The organism is Zemynaea arenosa (genome assembly GCF_004614185.1).
Lineage (GTDB): Bacteria > Pseudomonadota > Gammaproteobacteria > Burkholderiales > Burkholderiaceae_D > Telluria > Telluria arenosa.
In genome coordinates this window covers 1-16,644 of the sequence record NZ_SPVF01000235.1, presented here as the reverse complement: position 1 = coordinate 16,644, position 16,644 = coordinate 1, and the positions used below count along the sequence as shown (strand labels likewise).

At 64.9% G+C, this 16,644-nt stretch carries 20 protein-coding genes; 4 read left to right on the top strand and 16 right to left on the bottom strand.

What is annotated here, in order from left to right; genetic code table 11:
• The 11 genes from E4L96_RS18455 to E4L96_RS18405 form a co-directional block, all read right to left on the bottom strand.
• Nucleotides 1-177 (bottom strand): sigma-E factor negative regulatory protein (locus tag E4L96_RS18455; RefSeq protein ID WP_229414613.1); only part of this gene is annotated, 177 nt, incomplete at its 3' end.
• Nucleotides 178-215: 38 nt separating this feature from the next.
• Complete coding sequence (gene rpoE / locus E4L96_RS18450; protein WP_135208678.1) at nucleotides 216-824, bottom strand: RNA polymerase sigma factor RpoE; 609 nt, start codon at nucleotides 822-824, stop codon at nucleotides 216-218.
• A 66-nt stretch (nucleotides 825-890) separates the two neighbouring features.
• Nucleotides 891-1,352, bottom strand: a complete 462-nt coding sequence (locus E4L96_RS18445) for a protein YgfX (RefSeq protein ID WP_135208677.1) — start codon at nucleotides 1,350-1,352, stop codon at nucleotides 891-893.
• A gap of 195 nt (nucleotides 1,353-1,547) precedes the next feature.
• Nucleotides 1,548-2,795, bottom strand: coding sequence for a beta-ketoacyl-ACP synthase II (gene fabF / locus E4L96_RS18440; RefSeq protein WP_135208676.1), 1,248 nt, complete (start codon nucleotides 2,793-2,795; stop codon nucleotides 1,548-1,550).
• Nucleotides 2,796-2,830: 35 nt separating this feature from the next.
• The gene (acpP, locus tag E4L96_RS18435; RefSeq protein ID WP_135208675.1) at nucleotides 2,831-3,073 is read right to left on the bottom strand and encodes an acyl carrier protein; all 243 of its coding nucleotides are present in this window, start codon (nucleotides 3,071-3,073) and stop codon (nucleotides 2,831-2,833) included.
• Nucleotides 3,074-3,233: 160 nt separating this feature from the next.
• Nucleotides 3,234-3,968, bottom strand: a complete 735-nt coding sequence (fabG, locus tag E4L96_RS18430; protein WP_135208674.1) for a 3-oxoacyl-ACP reductase FabG — start codon at nucleotides 3,966-3,968, stop codon at nucleotides 3,234-3,236.
• Nucleotides 3,969-4,018: 50 nt separating this feature from the next.
• The gene (fabD, locus tag E4L96_RS18425) at nucleotides 4,019-4,960 is read right to left on the bottom strand and encodes an ACP S-malonyltransferase (RefSeq protein ID WP_135208673.1); all 942 of its coding nucleotides are present in this window, start codon (nucleotides 4,958-4,960) and stop codon (nucleotides 4,019-4,021) included.
• Between the two features lie 55 nt (nucleotides 4,961-5,015).
• Complete coding sequence (locus E4L96_RS18420) at nucleotides 5,016-6,002, bottom strand: beta-ketoacyl-ACP synthase III (protein WP_135208672.1); 987 nt, start codon at nucleotides 6,000-6,002, stop codon at nucleotides 5,016-5,018.
• A gap of 33 nt (nucleotides 6,003-6,035) precedes the next feature.
• Nucleotides 6,036-7,079 carry a phosphate acyltransferase PlsX gene (gene plsX / locus E4L96_RS18415; protein WP_135208671.1) on the bottom strand — a complete coding sequence of 348 codons (1,044 nt, stop codon included), beginning with the start codon at nucleotides 7,077-7,079 and terminating at the stop codon, nucleotides 6,036-6,038.
• Nucleotides 7,080-7,218: 139 nt separating this feature from the next.
• Nucleotides 7,219-7,401, bottom strand: coding sequence for a 50S ribosomal protein L32 (gene rpmF / locus E4L96_RS18410; protein WP_005666806.1), 183 nt, complete (start codon nucleotides 7,399-7,401; stop codon nucleotides 7,219-7,221).
• 169 nt (nucleotides 7,402-7,570) lie between these two features.
• A complete protein-coding gene (locus E4L96_RS18405) occupies nucleotides 7,571-8,068 on the bottom strand; it encodes a YceD family protein (protein WP_135208670.1) in 498 nt (165 codons plus the stop codon).
• Between the two features lie 108 nt (nucleotides 8,069-8,176).
• On the opposite strand from E4L96_RS18405, the gene E4L96_RS18400 reads away from it, so the two are divergent.
• Together E4L96_RS18400 and E4L96_RS18395 are read left to right on the top strand one after the other, a co-directional pair.
• A complete protein-coding gene (locus tag E4L96_RS18400) occupies nucleotides 8,177-8,767 on the top strand; it encodes a Maf family nucleotide pyrophosphatase (protein ID WP_135208669.1) in 591 nt (196 codons plus the stop codon).
• Nucleotides 8,768-8,770: 3 nt separating this feature from the next.
• Nucleotides 8,771-9,496 carry an SAM-dependent methyltransferase gene (locus E4L96_RS18395; RefSeq protein ID WP_135208668.1) on the top strand — a complete coding sequence of 242 codons (726 nt, stop codon included), beginning with the start codon at nucleotides 8,771-8,773 and terminating at the stop codon, nucleotides 9,494-9,496.
• Between the two features lie 171 nt (nucleotides 9,497-9,667).
• On the opposite strand, the gene E4L96_RS18390 is transcribed toward E4L96_RS18395, so the two are convergent.
• From E4L96_RS18390 to aceA, 3 genes are all read right to left on the bottom strand, one after another.
• A complete protein-coding gene (locus E4L96_RS18390; RefSeq protein WP_135208667.1) occupies nucleotides 9,668-10,951 on the bottom strand; it encodes an EAL and HDOD domain-containing protein in 1,284 nt (427 codons plus the stop codon).
• Nucleotides 10,952-11,065: 114 nt separating this feature from the next.
• On the bottom strand, nucleotides 11,066-12,301 hold the full coding sequence (locus E4L96_RS18385; RefSeq protein ID WP_135208666.1) for a 23S rRNA (adenine(2030)-N(6))-methyltransferase RlmJ: 1,236 nt from the start codon (nucleotides 12,299-12,301) through the stop codon (nucleotides 11,066-11,068).
• Between the two features lie 123 nt (nucleotides 12,302-12,424).
• Nucleotides 12,425-13,720: an isocitrate lyase gene (gene aceA, locus E4L96_RS18380; protein WP_135208665.1), complete on the bottom strand. Its 1,296-nt coding sequence runs from the start codon at nucleotides 13,718-13,720 to the stop codon at nucleotides 12,425-12,427.
• 351 nt (nucleotides 13,721-14,071) lie between these two features.
• Between aceA and E4L96_RS24475 the strand changes: the two genes are divergently transcribed.
• Together E4L96_RS24475 and E4L96_RS24120 are read left to right on the top strand one after the other, a co-directional pair.
• Nucleotides 14,072-14,650: a PEP-CTERM sorting domain-containing protein gene (locus E4L96_RS24475; protein ID WP_229414611.1), complete on the top strand. Its 579-nt coding sequence runs from the start codon at nucleotides 14,072-14,074 to the stop codon at nucleotides 14,648-14,650.
• A 158-nt stretch (nucleotides 14,651-14,808) separates the two neighbouring features.
• A complete protein-coding gene (locus tag E4L96_RS24120; protein WP_220433454.1) occupies nucleotides 14,809-15,387 on the top strand; it encodes a PEP-CTERM sorting domain-containing protein in 579 nt (192 codons plus the stop codon).
• A gap of 20 nt (nucleotides 15,388-15,407) precedes the next feature.
• On the opposite strand, the gene rraA is transcribed toward E4L96_RS24120, so the two are convergent.
• Nucleotides 15,408-15,905: a ribonuclease E activity regulator RraA gene (gene rraA / locus E4L96_RS18365; RefSeq protein ID WP_135208663.1), complete on the bottom strand. Its 498-nt coding sequence runs from the start codon at nucleotides 15,903-15,905 to the stop codon at nucleotides 15,408-15,410.
• Between the two features lie 37 nt (nucleotides 15,906-15,942).
• Nucleotides 15,943-16,644 (bottom strand): MFS transporter (locus tag E4L96_RS18360; RefSeq protein WP_135208662.1); only part of this gene is annotated, 702 nt, incomplete at its 5' end.

Below are 16,644 nucleotides of genomic sequence, written 5' to 3'. Positions count from 1 at the left end.
GCCGTCGGACAGCTCGGCCGCCGGCTGGGCCCGCAAGGCGTCGCCGATGCGGTGGTACACGGCCCAGGCCTGGCGCCCGTCGGCATCCTCCAGGGCGGCCAGGGCGAGCTCCTGGTCGGCTTCCGGCAGTTCGCCGTCGGCCAGGGCCGAGATGTGCTCGCGAATTTTCCGATGCATGTCCATGATTGACTCTCACTCACTACAGGTTGAGTTCGCTAACGGCGCTTGTCAACCTTCGTCTCGAGCAACGGCCTCAATTTTTCGGCGATTGCCTCCCGGGCCCGGAAGATCCGGCTGCGCACCGTACCGATGGGGCAGGCCATGACTTCCGAGATCTCCTCGTAGGACATGCCCTCCAGCTCGCGCAGCACGATGGCGGTGCGCAGTTCCAGGGGCAGCCCGTCCATCGCGGCCGTGACCGTGATGGCGATCTGTTTGCTGGCGAACATCGCTTCCGGCGTGTCGATGTCGCGCAGCTGTTCCGCTTCGTCGTACAGGTCGCCCTTGTCGGACGACGGGTCATGCACGGGCGGCAGCGGCGCCTTGCGCCCTTGCGCCACCAGCACGTTCTTGGCCGTGTTGATGCCGATCCGGTACAGCCAGGTGTAGAACGCCGCCTCGCCGCGGAAGTGCCGCAGGGCCCGGTAGGCCTTGATGAAGGTGTCCTGCACCACATCCTCGGCCTCGGCCTGGTCGTGCACGAGGCGCGAGACCAGGCGCATCAGCCGGCGCTGGTACTTCTCGACGAGCAGGTCGAAGGCGGCGCGGTCGCCGGCCTGGGCCCGTTCCACGAGCAGCTGGTCACACTCACGTTCGGTCGTCACTGGCAATCCCCGTGGCTAGGTTCGTGGGCGCGTCCCTGGGTTAAGAGGTCGGCAGCCTGTGAGAGTTCAATCGGCCCGCGCCGCGATCGCGCGCAGGGCCACCGCGAGCGGGCGAAACTGGCCGGCGGGCACGCTGTCGGGCAGCACCAGCAGCGTGTGCACGGCCCCGCCTTCGGCCTGCAGCCGCAGCACCAGCAGCCTCGGCCACAACGTCGAGCCCGCCAGCAGCTGCACCGCGACCACGGACGGGCTTCCGTCCCGTTGTACCGTCAGGCGCAAGGCACCGGGTCCAGATACATCAAGCGGACACGCCTTGCCGGGGCGGGCCGCGGTATGGATGAGCGAGAGGTTGCCTGCAATCAAGATCGCGGCGGTGAGCTGCGGGTGGCGCACCGATCTGGCGTGGCCGGTGAGGATGGCGGCCGCGGCGGCGCCCAGCAGCAGGGCGAAGGCGAGCGCGCTCCACCGCAGCGTGCGCGAGGCAACGACGGTGACGCGCAGGGCGAGTTGGGGCGATGGGGGGCGCAAGCGGTCTCCACATGGGCAATGCGGGTCAGACCGCGGGCTGGTTCGAAAGTTCCACCGGGGTTGCGCGGACCGGGCGGGCGCGGGCGAGCGAGGCGCGATCCGCGCGGCGCGGGGCACGGAGGCGCAAGTCCGGCGGCGGAAATGAAAAAGCCGGCCCGCAGGCCGGCTTTCAGGAGCGCAGGTCGCGCGGCGGGATCAGACCCGGCCGAACACCAGCGTCCCGTTCGTTCCGCCGAAGCCGAACGAGTTCTTGACCGCCACATCGATCTTCAGGTCGCGCGCCGTGTTGGCCACGAAGTCCAGGTCGCAGTTCTCGTCCTGGTTGAAGAGGTTGATGGTCGGCGGCGACTTCTGGTGGTGCACGGCGAGCACCGTGAACACCGCTTCCAGGCCGCCCGCGCCGCCCAGCAGGTGGCCGGTCATCGACTTGGTCGAGTTGACCACCAGCTTGTAGGCGTGGTCGCCGAAGGTCTTCTTGATGCCCTGCACTTCGGCCACATCGCCCAGCGGGGTCGAGGTGCCGTGCGCATTGATGTAGTTGACCTGGTCCGGGTTGATGCCCGCGTACTTCATGGCCGAGACCATGCAGCGGCTGGCGCCCGCCCCGTCTTCCACCGGCGAGGTCATGTGGTACGCATCGGCGCTCATGCCGAAGCCGAGCACTTCTGCGTAGATCTTGGCGCCGCGGGCCTTCGCGTGCTCGTACTCTTCGAGCACCATCACGCCCGCGCCCTCGCCCAGCACGAAGCCGTCGCGGTCGCGGTCCCACGGGCGCGAGGCGGTCGCGGGATCGTCGTTGCGCGCGGACAGCGCACGGGCCGAGGCGAAGCCGCCCAGACCCAGCGGCGAGATGGTCGCTTCCGCGCCCCCGGCCACCATCACGTCGGCATCGCCATATTCGATCAGGCGGGCGGCGGCACCGATGCAGTGCAGGCCGGTCGTGCACGCGGTCACGATGGCCAGGTTGGGGCCACGCATGCCGTACTTGATCGACAGGTCGCCGGAAATCATGTTGATGATCGAGGCCGGAACGAAGAACGGCGAAATGCGGCGCGGGCCGCGGGCCGTGTAGTCTTCCTTGGTTTCTTCGATCAGCGGCAGGCCGCCGATGCCCGAACCGATCAGTACGCCGATGCGCTCGGCGTTGGTCTCGGTCACTTCGATGCCGGAGTCGGTGATCGCCTGGATCCCGGCCGCCATGCCGTAATGGATGAAGGTGTCCATATGGCGGGCTTCCTTGGCGGGGATGTAGTCCTCGACGTTGAAACCCTTCACTTCCGCCGCGAAGCGGGTCGAGAACGCGGATGCGTCAAACTTGGTGATGTTGGCGACGCCCGACTTGCCTTCCAGCGCTGCGCTCCAGGTCTCGGCGATGCTGTTGCCGATCGGGGAGACGCAGCCCAGGCCGGTGACGACGACACGGCGTTTGTGAGGACTGCTCAAGCGATTTCTCCTGAAACTGCGAAACGACAGCGAGCTTAGGCTGCCTTGACGTGCGCGGTCGCGTATTCGATGGCCTGGCGCACGGTGGTGATCTTTTCCGCCTGCTCGTCCGGGATTTCCATTTCGAACTCGTCTTCCAGTGCCATCACCAGTTCGACGGTGTCGAGAGAGTCTGCGCCGAGGTCGTCAACGAACGAGGAATCGATTTTGATGTCTGCTTCAGCAACGCCCAGTTGCTCAGCGACGATTTTTTTAACGCGTTGTTCGATATCCGACATGTTATGGCTCCATTGATGGGTGTGTTACGGAAAGTGCGCGCATTTTATCAGGTTTGCGCGGGATGTAACGAATTTCAGCAGGGGCCTCAAACTGCACGAAAACCCCGCCAAATTCGGTGAAACAGACTGCGAACTGCGGCTAACTCGACAATTCTGCCAGTTAATTCATGTGCATGCCGCCGTTCACGTGCAGCTCGGTGCCGGTGATGTAGCCGGCCTGCGGGCTGGCCAGGAAAGCGACCGCGGCCGCGATGTCCTCCGGCTTGCCCAGGCGGCCCAGCGGGATGCCGGTCAGCAGGCTGGCGTGCTGCTCTTCCGACAAGGCTTTCGTCATGTCGGTGTCGATGAAGCCCGGGGCCACGCAGTTCACGGTGATGCCGCGGCTGCCGATCTCGCGGGCCAGCGCGCGGGTCATGCCCGCCACGCCGGCCTTGGCCGCCGCATAGTTCATCTGGCCGGGATTGCCGGCCGCGCCGACCACCGACGTAATGTTAATGATACGCCCATGCTTGGCCTTCATCATCCCGCGCAGCACTGCGCGCGAGAGGCGGCCGACGGCGGTGAGGTTGGTGGCGATCACGCTGTCCCACTCGTCGTCCTTCATCCGCATGGCGAGCTGGTCCTTGGTGATGCCGGCGTTGTTGACCAGGATGGTCAGCGCACCGTAGGTCTTGGCGACGCCGTCGACCACGGAGGCGCAGGCGTCGGCCTCGGTCACGTTCAGGACCACGCCCATGCCGGCGTCGCCCAGGTAGTCGGAAATCGCGGCCGCGCCCGCTTCGGTGGTGGCGGTGCCGACCACTTTGGCACCCTGGCGCGCCAGTTCCAGCGCGATGGCCTTGCCGATGCCGCGCGAGGCGCCGGTGACGAGGGCGACTTCATTGGTGAGATTCATGAGTTTCCTTTACTCTTTTGGTCTTATTAATGAATTTTTCTCATTCATGCTCAGGCCATGGCAGCCAGCACGCGCTCCAGCGCGGCCTGGTCCACCAGCGCCTCGGTGGCCAGATTGCCGTCGATGCGCTTGGCCATGCCGGACAGCACCTTGCTCGGGCCGCATTCGATCACCTGCGTGATGCCTTCGCCGGCCATCTTCTGCACCGTCTCGACCCAGCGGACCGACCCGGCCGCCTGGCGCACCAGGGCATCCTTGATCGCAGCCGGATCGTTCAGGATAGCCACGTCGACGTTATTGATCAAGGCGATGCGCGGCGCCGCGAACTCGATGTTCGCCATGTAGTCGCGCAGGCGGTCCGATGCCGGCTTCAGCAGCGAGGAGTGGAACGGCGCCGACACCGCCAGCTTCATGGCGCGCTTGGCGCCCTTGGCCTTGGCGATCTCGCAGGCGCGGTCGACGGCCGCGGTGTGGCCCGCGATCACGGTCTGGGTCGGCTCATTGAAGTTGACGGCTTCCACGACGGAGCCCGGCTCGGCGGCGGACGCTTCCGCGCACACGGCGCGCACCTCGTCGGCCGAGATGCCGAGCACCACGGCCATGCCGCCCTGCCCCACCGGCACCGCTTCCTGCATCGCCTGGGCGCGGAAGCGCACCAGCGGCACCGCGTCCTTGAACGGGATCACGCCCGCCGCCACCAGCGCCGAGTACTCGCCGAGCGAGTGGCCGGCGACCAGGTCCGGCTGCTGGCCGCCGGCGGCGATCCACGCGCGGTACACGGCCACGGCCGCGGTCAGCATCACGGGCTGGGTGTTGGTGGTCAGGTCCAGCTCTTCCTTCGGGCCTTCGGCCATCAGCTTGCCGAGATCGAAGCCGATGGCGTCCGACGCTTCCTGCACGGTTTGTTCAACCACAGGATTGCCAGCGAAGCCGTTCAGCATGCCGACGGCTTGTGCGCCCTGGCCCGGAAACACGAATGCGAATTTGGTCATGAGAGTTCTTCCTCTAATTTTTATTGAACCGGGAAAATTCGGATCGCTTAAGCGCTCACATCCGCGCCAGCACCGCACCCCAGGTGAAACCGCCGCCAACGCCTTCCATCATGACGTGTTGACCCGGTTTGATGCGGCCATCGCGCACCGCGGCGTCCAGCGCCAGCGGGATCGATGCAGCCGAGGTGTTGCCGTGCTGGTCCACGGTGACCACCATCTTCTCGGCCGGCAGGCCCAGCTTCTTGGCGGTGGAATTCATGATGCGGATGTTGGCCTGGTGCGGCACCAGCCAGTCGATGGCGGAAGCCGGCAGCTGGGCCTTGTCCAGCGCCTCGTGGGCGACCTGCTCCAGCACCGACACGGCCAGCTTGAACACCGCCGGACCGTCCATGTACAGGAAACCGGAGCCGGCGATCGCGCCGTTGGCCACATTACCCGGCACTTGCAGGATGTCCGAGTGCGAACCGTCCGCATGCAGTTTGGTGGCCAGGATGCCGGGCTCTTCGGAGGCGGTCAGCACGATCGCGCCGGCCCCGTCGCCGAACAGCACGCAGGTGGTGCGGTCTTCGAAGTTCAGGATGCGCGAGAACACTTCCGCGCCGATCACGAGCACGTTCTTGTGCGCGCCCGACTTGATGAAGGCGTCGGCGGTCGCGACCGCGTACACGAAGCCGGAACACACGGCCTGCACGTCGAACGCCGCGCTGCCGTTGGCCATGCCGAGCTTGCGCTGCACGATGCAGGCCGTGCTCGGGAAGCTGCCGTAGAAATCGGGTGTCGAGCTCGCCACGATGACGAGGTCGATGTCGGCCGGCTCCTTGCCCGCCATTTCCAGCGCGCGCTTGGCGGCTTCGACGGCGAGGTCGGACGAATGCTGGTCCACCGCGGCGAAGTGACGCGCCGAGATGCCGCTGCGCGAGACGATCCACTCGTCCGAGGTCTCGATGCCCTTGGCGGCCAGCTGGGCGGCCAGCTCGGCGTTGGTGACGCGCTGGGCCGGCAGATAGCTGCCGGTGCCGATAATCTTGCTGTACAAAGTCATGCGGGTCTTCCTCTTGGGTTGGAAGAGCCTGGCTTATTGGTCGCCAGGCGCCGTGCTGGGCATCAATTCGGCGATCATTGTCGCGAGTTGAGCCTGCACATTGTATTTGGCTGCGTCAAACGAACGCTTGATCGCCCACTCGAAGGCCACGGCATCGGCGCCGCCATGGCTCTTGATCACCAGGCCGCGCAGGCCCAGCAGGCTGCCGCCGTTGTAGCGCGAGGGGTTGAAGGTGTCGCCAAACCGCTTCAGCGCGCCGCGCCCGAGCAGGGCCGCGAGCATGGTCAGCGGCGAGCGCTTGAATTCCTTGGTGAGCGTGTGCTTGACCAGGCGGCCGATGCCCTCGGCGGCCTTCAGGGTCACGTTGCCGACGAAGCCATCGCAGACGACGATGTCGGTGGTGCCCTTGAAGATGTCGTTGCCTTCCACGTTGCCGTAGAAGTTCAGCTTGCCGCGCGCGTGGTCGTCCTGCAGCAGCTTGGCGGTGGCCTTGACCACCTCGTTGCCCTTGATGTCCTCGGTGCCCACGTTGAGCAGGCCGATGCTGGGCTTGTCCTTGCCTTCCAGCGCGGACACCAGCACCGCGCCCATGATGGCGAACTGGTGCAGGTGGTGCGGCTCGCAGTCGACGTTGGCGCCGAGGTCGAGCATGTAGGTCGGGGTGCCCTTCTGGTTCGGCAGCATCGAGCAGATCGCCGGGCGGTCGACGCCCGGCATGGTCTTCAGGACGTAGCGCGAGATCGCCATCAGGGCGCCGGTGTTGCCCGCCGAGACGCAGGCGGCGGCCTTGCCGTCCTTGACCAGCTCGATCGCCACGCGCATCGAGGAGTCTTTTTTCTTGCGCAGGGCCACTTCGAGCGGGTCGTCCATTTCGACCATTTCGCTGGCGTGGACGACGGACAGGCGCGGGTTGTGCTCCGCCTTGCACTTGCGGAGTTCCGCGCGCACGACGTCCTCGAGACCCACCAAGATGAGCTCGCTTTCAGGGTAATGCTGGAGGAAGGATAGTGCTGCGGGAATGGTAACCGCCGGGCCGTGGTCTCCGCCCATGCAGTCGATGGAAATTGTGATTGTCATGTGTTGAAGCTTGCCGTGCCCGGATCAGGCAGGCAGGAGCGGCGCGCTCAAGCGGAGCCGCGGGCAAAGAAAAAGCGGCGCAACGCAAAGAACTTACGTTGTACCGCTTTCATCTTCTCTTGAGACGAGGAACGGACGATTACTCGTCGTTCTTGGTCTTCAGAACCTTGCGACCACGGTAGAAGCCGTTCGGGCTGATGTGGTGACGCAGGTGGGTTTCGCCCGTGGTCGGCTCGACGGCCAGGTTCGGGGCGGTCAGGAAATCGTGCGAGCGGTGCATGCCGCGCTTCGACGGGGACTTCTTGTTCTGTTGGACTGCCATGATGACTCCTAATACTAAAGTTCTAAGATTCTAACACATTCGATATGCAAAAACATGCGCATCGAGTATCCCAGCGGCAAAACTTTTACGTCATGCCGACATGTTTCACGCTTGCTTCGGTACAGCTTGTTTAGGTCCTACTCGACACTTCACGCGTTTGACACGTTCTTTACTGCGGCTTGAGGTTCTTCAGAACCGCAAACGGCGAGGGCTTGTCCGACTTCAGCGCATCCAGCGCGCTGGTGTCGGGGCACACCTCATGACGCGGCGATTGCGGCAAAGCCAGCAGCGCCTCGTCTTCAATCAGGTCGCGGAGATCGCAGGTGCGGCTGCCGACGATCACGTCGATCGACTCGTCGTCGATCAGCTCCTCGATCTCGTCGGCCTCGGCTTCGTCCTTGCCCAGCATGAGCACGGTGGACGAATCGATCTCGAACGCGAACGGGGTCAGGCAGCGCTGGCACACCAGCTGGACGGTGCCCTGCACCGTCAACCGCATTTGCGGGTAGTTCTGCTTGCTCATGCTGCCCTCCAGCGACCAGGCGATCTCGCCAGTCTTGTCGGCACAGTCAGCAGCCAAGCGCGTCATCTCCGCAACCGGCGTGACACCGTCGCGGCGGCCATTGGATCGACAAAACTCGAAGGCGTCGATGACAAAAGCGCTCATTACAGAAACTTTCCCCGGAAAACCTGCGATAATAACAGGCTTATCGCTGTGAAGTCAAAGACTTAGAAGATTTTTTGGGCATCGGTGATGCTCGCTTGCCGAATCCCCATGAATACACCCCGTTTGATCCTCGCTTCCAGCTCCGCCTACCGCCGCGAATTGCTCTCCCGTCTACGCTTGCCATTCGAGGTCATGGTGCCCGACATCGACGAAGCGCCGCTGGCCGGCGAGGCGCCGGAAGCGACCGCCCTGCGCCTCGCGCAAGCCAAGGCGGCGGCGGTCGCGGAGCGCGCGCCCGGCAGCCTGGTGATCGGCTCCGACCAGGTCGCGACCCTGGACGGCCTCCAGATCGGCAAGCCCTACACGCACGACGCCGCGCTGGCCCAGCTCCAGCTGATGCGCGGCCGCCGCGTCATTTTCCACACCGCGCTGAGCCTCTTCGATGGCCGCAACGGCAGCGCGCAAGTCGAAAACGTCCAGACTTTCGTCACCTTCCGCGACCTCCCCGACGCCGACCTCGATGCCTACCTCCGCATCGAACAACCCTATGACTGCGCGGGCAGCGCCAAGAACGAAGGCCTGGGCATCGCCATCCTCGAGCGCATTGACAGCACCGACCCCACTGCCCTCACCGGCCTGCCGCTGATCGCCCTCACCGGCATGCTGCGCCGTGCGGGCGTGAGCTTCTTTACCGAATAATCCATGACCGGCACCCTTTACCTGATCCCGAATACGCTTGGCGCGACCGAGTCGCTGGACCACGTCATCCCCACGCACGTGCAGGCGCTGACCGCGCGCCTCGATTACTTCGTCGCCGAAAACGCGAAGACCGCGCGCGCGTTTCTCAAGCTGGTCGACGCGGGCCACCCGCTGGCCAAGCCGCTGCAGCAGATCGAGATCGCGGAGCTGAACGTGAATACCAAGGCGGAGGCGCTGGCCGGCCTGCTCCAGCCAATGCTGGCAGGCCGCGATGCGGGCCTGCTGTCGGAAGCCGGCGTGCCCGCCGTCGCAGACCCGGGCGCGGACCTGGTGCGCCTCGCGCATCAACGCGGCGTGACCGTGAAGCCGCTGGTTGGCCCCTCATCGATCCTGCTGGCCGTGATGGCCAGTGGCCTGAATGGCCAGAGCTTCGCCTTCAATGGCTACCTGCCCACCGACGCCGGCCAGCGCGCGCAGCGCATCAAGGAACTGGAAGCCCGCTCGCGCAAGGAACGCCAGACGCAGCTCTTCATCGAAACGCCCTACCGCAATGCGCAGTTCCTCCAAGCGCTCGCGGACAGCTGCGCGCCCTCCACGCTGATCTGCGTGGCGACCGATCTCTCGCTGCCGACGGAATCCGTGCGCACCCTCAGCGCCGCCAAATGGAAGGCGACTACGCCGCCGGACTTCCATAAGAAGCCGACGGTCTTCCTGCTGCTCGCCAGTTGAAGGATGCGCGCGCAGCCGCGCGGGGTTTAAGCCGAAGATTGCGCGCGCAGCCAAGCGGGGTTCAAGCCGAAGATTGCTCGCGCAGGCGTGCAGATGAAAAAACGAAGACTGCTCGCGCAGCCGCGCGAGCAAAGCGGGGGAACTCACTTGCGCCGCGGCGCGCGGCCGCGCTCAGTGAATTTCGTGGGCCAGCTCGTTGACCCACTCGAAGGCCTGGACCTCGATCTCGCGGATCGCGCGCACCGTCAGCCCCAGCTTGCGCACCAGCGCTGACAGCTCGCGCGTCTTGGGCCCGTTATCGAGCAGCTCCACGATGCGCAGCATGATCCCGTACTTGCCCTCGCGCGCCAGCAGCGCATCGCGCACCGGCTCCGGCAGGGCCACGCTGCCGAGGATATCCTGCATCGACATCGAAAACAGCGCATCCATCAACGACAGGATGCCGACCGTGAAACCGGTATCGGCCGCGCCGCGGTTATCCGGAAACACGCGCTGCGCCATCAGCTCCATCAACTTGCCGCGCGTGGTCGCCATCTGCAGCAGCGGCGAATTTACGTTCACCGGCGCACCCGGCTTCGCATACAGCAGGATCTGCAGCCAGCGCTGGAGCTGTTCGCGCCCCAGCACCTTGAGCGCTTGCGACAGCGATTCGATTTTGCTGTCCGCGCCCGCGGCCGGCGAATTCACAAGGCGCAGCAGGTTATTGCGGATCAGGGAATCGCGGTCCACCGTGGACTCGAGTTCCTGGCCATCGGCCTTGGAATAAATCAGGTCCAGCAGATGCAGCAGCACCAGCTCGGACGGCGCCACCTTTTTCCCGGACAGGATCACCGGCCGCGCAAAGTAGTAGCCCTGAAAATACTCGAAACCTAGCGACAGGCAGCGCTCGAATTCATCGACCGTCTCCACTTTTTCAGCCAGGAGCTTCATGCCGGGGCGGCGCAGCGTGTCGGTCAGCTTGGGCAGTTCGTCCGGCGCCACGCCCTTCAGGTCCACCTTGATCACGTCCACGAGCCCGAGCAGCTTGAGCGTATCGGGGTCGTTCTTGATGACGTCATCGAGCGCGAAGCGGAAGCCCAGCTTCTTGAGTTCTTCCACGCGCTCGATCAGCTTCGGCGTGGCCTTCACCGATTCCAGGATCTCGAGGATCACCTTCTCCGGCGGCAGGAAGCGAATGAAGTCGCTCATCAGCACCACCTCGTCCACGTTCAAGAAGGCCAGGCGCTGGCCGACCACCTGCTCCATGCCCAGCTGCGAGGCGTGCGAGATCACGGCGGCCGTCGCGGCCGCATCGTCGGTGACGTCGGCCTCGGTGTCGCCGGCATTGCGGAACAGGAGTTCGAAGGCGACCAGACACTGGTCGCGGCCCAAAATGGGCTGGCGGGCCAGGAAGAAATCGTCGCCGACTGCTACGGGAGTGGTTGAGAAACCCTGGGATACAGGATCGGAGGGCATGTAGTGCTCGCTAAATCAGACACGGGCGCATCATACCATAATTACAATGATCCTTATTTTTTTAGCATTTGGTGCGGACAAATCAGGGGCGCGAATGCAAACGATTGCGTTTGCTCATGACGACCGTCGTGGTTTTGCAGGGCCGCGCGCGCCAGCGCCAGCGGGCCGGTCACCAGAGGGGCGGCCACCAGCCGCGCGGCTATTCGCCGGGCGGTCACCAGCCGGGCGATCGCCGGCGGGACGGGACGTGCGCCGTCCTGCGTCCGCTCTCGCCCCGGTCGTGGCGTCGCCACCGGAAGCAGCCCTGGAGCCGGATCTGGTTCCAGTATTCGGCGCGCTCGCGGGCTTGCGCTCTTCGCCCGCCGGCGCCTGCCCGCGCACGCGCAAGCTGCCCTTGCCGATCGGGCTGTGCACCGGCGTGCGCGCCTTGCCTTCGGCGGTGAAGCGCTCGTGCGCCGCGCCGGTCACCGGCGCACCCTTTTGAATCACGAACGTCGCACCCGCATCGGTGCCGAGCAGCTGCACCAGGTACGGCATCACCTCGCGCAGCAGCGGCTCCAGCGTGTACGGCGGGTTCAGGATGAACATGCCGCTGCTGTGCAAGGCGCCATCTGGCCCCGGGGTGCGCGTCGTGAGCGACACGTTCAGCCACTCCTTGCACGGCAGGCGTTTCAGCTTGTCCGCAAACTGGCGCGACTCGATCCGCTGCAGGATCGGATACCACACCGCATACACACCCGCCGGAAAGCGCCCCAGCGAGTCCTTGAGCATGTCGGCCACGTAGCGATAGTCGTTCTTGTCCTCGTACGGCGGATCGATCAGCACCAGCGCGCGCCGCGACGGCGGCGGCAGCAGCGCCTTCAAGGACGCGAAGCCGTCGGACCGTTCGATGATCACGCGCTTGCCGCGCACCGTCGGCCGGTAGCCTTGCGCGGCCTTGTGCGCATCGAGCTCGCGGAAGTTATCGGCCAGGAGCTTGGCGTCGGCCGGGTGCATTTCGAACAGGCGCAAGCGGTCTTCGTCGCGCGCCACGCGTTCGGCGATGAACGGAGATCCCGGGTAGTAGCGCAGCTTCCCGCTCGGGTTCATCTCATGGATGATGTCCGCGAACGCCTGCAGCGGCGCGGGGATGTCATCGCGGGTCCACAGCTTGCCGATGCCGGTGGTGTACTCCGCCGTCTTGGCCGCGAACTTCTCGTCCAGCGTGTAGACACCGGCGCCGCTGTGGGTGTCGATGTAGGTGTACGGGGTGTCCTTCTGATTCAGGTATTCGAGCAGCTGGACCAGCACGAAGTGCTTGAGGACGTCGGCGTGGTTCCCGGCGTGGAAGGCGTGGCGGTAGCTGAACATGGCGAATCTCTGGAGGAAGGCAAGCCGCCATTATCGCCGACATCCGTCATAAAACGAAAAAGCCGCGCCGGCCTTTCGGCACGGCGCGGCAAAGAGGTGTCTCCTCCCCTTGAGCTTTTCGCTTTATGCGACCTTCTTGTCGAAGAACTGTTCATCCTCCGTGGAGCCGTGCAGCGCGGTGGTCGAGCTCTGGCCCTGCTGGATAGTCTGCGTGACCGCGTCAAAGTAGCCGGTGCCGACTTCGCGCTGGTGCTTCACCGCGGTGAAGCCTTTTTCGGCGGCCGCGAATTCGGCTTCCTGCAGTTCCACGAAGGCCGACATCTGGCGGCGCGCGTAGCCGTGGGCCAGGTTGAACATGCCGTAGTTCAGGGCATGGAAGCCGGCCAGCGTGATGAACTGGAACTTGTAGCCCATCGCGCCCAGCTCCTTCTGGAACTTGGCGATGGTCGCATCGTCCAGGTTCTTCTTCCAGTTGAAGGACGGCGAGCAGTTATAGGCCAGCAGCTTGCCCGGGAACTTGGCATGCACCGCGTCCGCGAAGGCCTTGGCGAAGGCCAGGTCCGGCTTGCCGGTCTCGCACCACACCAGGTCCGCATACGGTGCGTAAGCCAGGGCGCGCGAGATGGCCTGCTCCAGGCCCGGCTTCACTTTGTAGAAGCCTTCCACGGTGCGCTCGCCGGTGCAGAAGGACTTGTCGTTCTCGTCGACGTCGGAGGTCAGCAGGTCGGCCGCTTCCGCATCAGTGCGGGCGATGACCAGGGTCGGGGTGCCGCAGACGTCAGCCGCCAGGCGCGCGGCGGTCAGCTTCTCGACCGCTTCGCGGGTCGGCACCAGCACCTTGCCGCCCATGTGGCCGCACTTCTTGACGGAGGCCAGCTGGTCTTCGAAGTGCACGCCGGCGGCACCCGCGTCGATCATGGACTTCATCAGCTCAAAAGCATTCAGCACGCCGCCGAAGCCCGCTTCCGCATCGGCCACGATGGGCGCGAAGTAGTCGATATCGTCCTTCCCTTCCGACCACTGGATCTGGTCCGCGCGCTGGAAGGTGTTGTTGATGCGGCGGACCACCAGCGGCACCGAATTGGCCGGGTACAGCGACTGGTCCGGGTACATCTCGCCGGCCACGTTGGCGTCGCCCGCCACCTGCCAGCCGGACAGGTAGATGGCCTTCAGGCCCGCCTTCACCTGCTGCATGGCCTGGTTGCCGGTCAGCGCGCCGAGGGCGTTGACGAAGGGCTCGTTGTTCACCAGATCCCACAGTTTTTCCGCACCGCGCTTGGCCAGCGTGTGCTCGATCTGCAGCGAACCGCGCAGGCGGACCACGTCTTCGGCGGTGTAGGTGCGGGTGATGCCTTTCCAGCGGGGATTGGTGTCCCAGTCGGCTTGAAGGGCGGCGATTTGCTGTTCACGAGTGGTCATGCTGTTCTCCTTGATTACTTGAATTACGAAAGTTGGAAAGTGAAACCGTTAGAGAAATCATAGGCGGATTTGTGCGCGGCACCAATGGTCTTATATAAGACATAGGTTTAAATTTATTCTCTTCAATTTCAACAACTTATGTTTCTTATTCCATGATACGGAAAACGATTTCTCAAAATGGAAGAGACCGCGTGCTTGAGTTTCGTCAACGTTTCGCATGGTGGAAATGCGTTTTCACGCGATGAAAACTGAGCGGTCGCTGTTGCCAAATGCAAACCAATCGATGTCAACAATTTACAAATGCTAGAGTTGGCTCAGCAGTACCCAGCAACGATACAAAGGAGAATCACCATGCAACTGAGCATTCGCAAACTGGCCGGCGCCTTGGCGCTTGGGGCCGCGTCCCTGGGGGCTTCATCGGCGGCATATGCCGACGTGACTTACGATGGTGTGACGTTTACCACATCGTGGTCCGGCAACGAGCTGACGGTGGAGATCGACGCGGCGGGCCGCACCGGCGGCTGGGCTGACGCCCTCACCATCGGGTCGCTGGAAGTGAAAGGCATTGGCACCTTCGACAGCGTCGCGCTGACCGGTCCGGGCGATGCCTCCACCTGGACCATCGTGGCCAATGAACTGAACGCCAATGGCTGCGTCGGCGGCGCCCAAGGCGGCCGCAACGCGTGCGCCTTCGGCTCGCACATCGGGCTAACGGACGACATGATCTTCAAGTTCACCTTCGGCGGCGAGAATCTGGACCTGACCAATCCGCACCTGAAGGTGGCGTTCTACGGCGAAGGCGACCGCAAGGTGGGCAGCCTGCTGTCGGTGGACGTGCCAACCTCGCCAGTGCCGGAACCGGGCGAATACGCGATGCTGCTGGCCGGCCTGGGCGTGCTGGGCATGGTGGCGCGCCGCAAGCGCAAATAAGACTCGGCCTCAGTGCAGGTTGAATGACCCGCGATGCAGCCGGTGCGGGCCGGTTGCAAGAAAACGCGACACCGTGATGTTTGATAAATAACCAATAAGGTCTTACCAGCGCGCGCACAGTCGGGTTTACCCATCAACCGATGCATAGGAGTTGCATTATGGAACTGAGTAAACTCAAGCGGAGCGCATTCTGCGCCACCGCCGCCCTCCTTTTGGGCACATCGTCGGCGGCACACGCCGCGCTCACCATCGACGGTGTCACTTTTACGACAAGCTATTCCGGCAATACCCTGTTCGTGGAGATCGATGCCGCGGGCCGCACGGGCGGCTGGGCCGACGCGCTCACCATCGGCGAGCTGCAGGTCAAGGAGATCGGGACCTTCGGCAGTGTCAGCGTGTCAGGTCCCGGAGCGGCGTCCGCCTGGTCCATCCTGGCGAACGAATTGAATGCCAACGGTTGCAGCGGCGGCTCCCACCTCGGACAGAACGCCTGCGCCTTTGGCACCCATGTCGCACTGACCGACAACATGGTCTTCCAGTTCACCTTCACGGGAGACGGCGTGGACCTGAGCGATCCGCACCTGAAGGTCGCGTTCTACGGCACCGGCGCCAACAAAGTCGGCAGCCTGCTGTCGGAGAACGTGCCGGCCCAGCCGGTACCGGAACCGGGGGAGTGGGCGATGCTGCTGGCGGGCCTCGGCGTGGCCGGCGTGGCAGCGCGCTGGCGCCGCCGCTGATCGCGCCGGCGGCTGAACACTCAGCGGTTCAAACGGGTCCGCGAAACTACAATGCCGTCCGCATCGGCATAGATCCAGTCGCCGGGGTGCACCGCCACTCCGGCGATGGTGACCTTCACGTTCCTCTCCCCTGCCCCATTCTTTTCACTCTTGCGCGGCAAGGTGCCCAGCGCGCGGATGCCCACGTCGCAAGCATTCATTTCGTCAGTGTCCCGCACGCAGCCATCGACGATCACGCCCGCCCAGCCATGGTCCTGCGCCAGCTTGGCCAGGTTGCCGCCCACGAGCGCGCGCCGCAGGCTGCCGCCACCGTCCACCACCAGCACGTTTCCGTGGCCGGGCGCTTCCAGCGTGGCGCGCACCAGCGCGTTGTCCTCGAAGACCTTGAGCGTGACGGCCGGGCCGCAGAACTTAAGGCGCTGTCCGAAGTGGCGGAACACGGGCGGCAGCACGGACAGCGTGCCGTCCTCGATCAGTTGCGGGTGGTCGTCGCACAGGTCGCAGGTTGCGAAGCTCATGATGGCGTGTTTGGTCGTTGAAGAGGTGACGGACATTTTATGCGTTCTGCAGCACCGCTGCGCGCCGCTGGCTGCCCACGCCGACCGCCGTGGCGACGGCCGCCAGCTGGAACAGCGCGATCCCGGCGAACACCATGGCGGGCATCTGCGCATCGAGCACCGCGCCAAACAGCAGCGGACCGAGAGCCAGGCCGCTATCGAGGCCCGAGTAGACCACGCCGAACACGCGGCCGGTCGCATTCTTGGGCGCGGCGGCGCGGATCATCAGGTCGCGCGAAGGACCCGCGATGCCGGACGCGAAGCCGACGGCGCCCATCAGCACCACTGCCATCCAGCCGGGGACCACGGCGGCGGCCAGCACCAGTGCCAGCACGGCGGAAGCCAGGAGCGCGGCGGCGATCAGGCGGTCGTGGCTCGTCGACCGCGCGGCGATGAAGCCACCCACGACCATGCCACCCGCGGAGGCGAGCATATAGGCCGTGTAGCCCATATTGGCAGCGGCCAGCGTCAGGCCATACACCTTCATCAGCGCGGGCGCGGTGAACCCCTGGATGGCACCGAGCGCGCAGGCCGTGAGCAGGAAGAAACCGAAGCACATCCACACGGCGGGCAGGCGCAGGAAGCCGAGCGAATCCGCCTGCGGCACGGCTGCTGCTCCCTGCTGCGAGCCAGCGCGCGACGGCTGGTGGGGCGCATCCGGCGGAATCGCGCCGCGCTGGGCGGCCAGCAGCGCCAGCAC

Bases quoted from the DNA above. Each gene is read 5' to 3' on its own strand.
- acpP (WP_135208675.1), bottom strand. From the start codon at position 3,073: ATGTCGGATATCGAACAACGCGTTAAAAAAATCGTCGCTGAGCAACTG.
- fabG (WP_135208674.1), bottom strand. From the start codon at position 3,968: ATGAATCTCACCAATGAAGTCGCCCTCGTCACCGGCGCCTCGCGCGGC.
- fabD (WP_135208673.1), bottom strand. From the start codon at position 4,960: ATGACCAAATTCGCATTCGTGTTTCCGGGCCAGGGCGCACAAGCCGTC.
- E4L96_RS18420 (WP_135208672.1), bottom strand. From the start codon at position 6,002: ATGACTTTGTACAGCAAGATTATCGGCACCGGCAGCTATCTGCCGGCC.
- plsX (WP_135208671.1), bottom strand. From the start codon at position 7,079: ATGACAATCACAATTTCCATCGACTGCATGGGCGGAGACCACGGCCCG.
- rpmF (WP_005666806.1), bottom strand. From the start codon at position 7,401: ATGGCAGTCCAACAGAACAAGAAGTCCCCGTCGAAGCGCGGCATGCAC.
- E4L96_RS18405 (WP_135208670.1), bottom strand. From the start codon at position 8,068: ATGAGCGCTTTTGTCATCGACGCCTTCGAGTTTTGTCGATCCAATGGC.
- E4L96_RS18400 (WP_135208669.1), top strand. From the start codon at position 8,177: ATGAATACACCCCGTTTGATCCTCGCTTCCAGCTCCGCCTACCGCCGC.
- E4L96_RS18395 (WP_135208668.1), top strand. From the start codon at position 8,771: ATGACCGGCACCCTTTACCTGATCCCGAATACGCTTGGCGCGACCGAG.
- E4L96_RS18390 (WP_135208667.1), bottom strand. From the start codon at position 10,951: ATGCCCTCCGATCCTGTATCCCAGGGTTTCTCAACCACTCCCGTAGCA.
- E4L96_RS18385 (WP_135208666.1), bottom strand. From the start codon at position 12,301: ATGTTCAGCTACCGCCACGCCTTCCACGCCGGGAACCACGCCGACGTC.
- aceA (WP_135208665.1), bottom strand. From the start codon at position 13,720: ATGACCACTCGTGAACAGCAAATCGCCGCCCTTCAAGCCGACTGGGAC.
- E4L96_RS24475 (WP_229414611.1), top strand. From the start codon at position 14,072: ATGCAACTGAGCATTCGCAAACTGGCCGGCGCCTTGGCGCTTGGGGCC.
- E4L96_RS24120 (WP_220433454.1), top strand. From the start codon at position 14,809: ATGGAACTGAGTAAACTCAAGCGGAGCGCATTCTGCGCCACCGCCGCC.
- rraA (WP_135208663.1), bottom strand. From the start codon at position 15,905: ATGAGCTTCGCAACCTGCGACCTGTGCGACGACCACCCGCAACTGATC.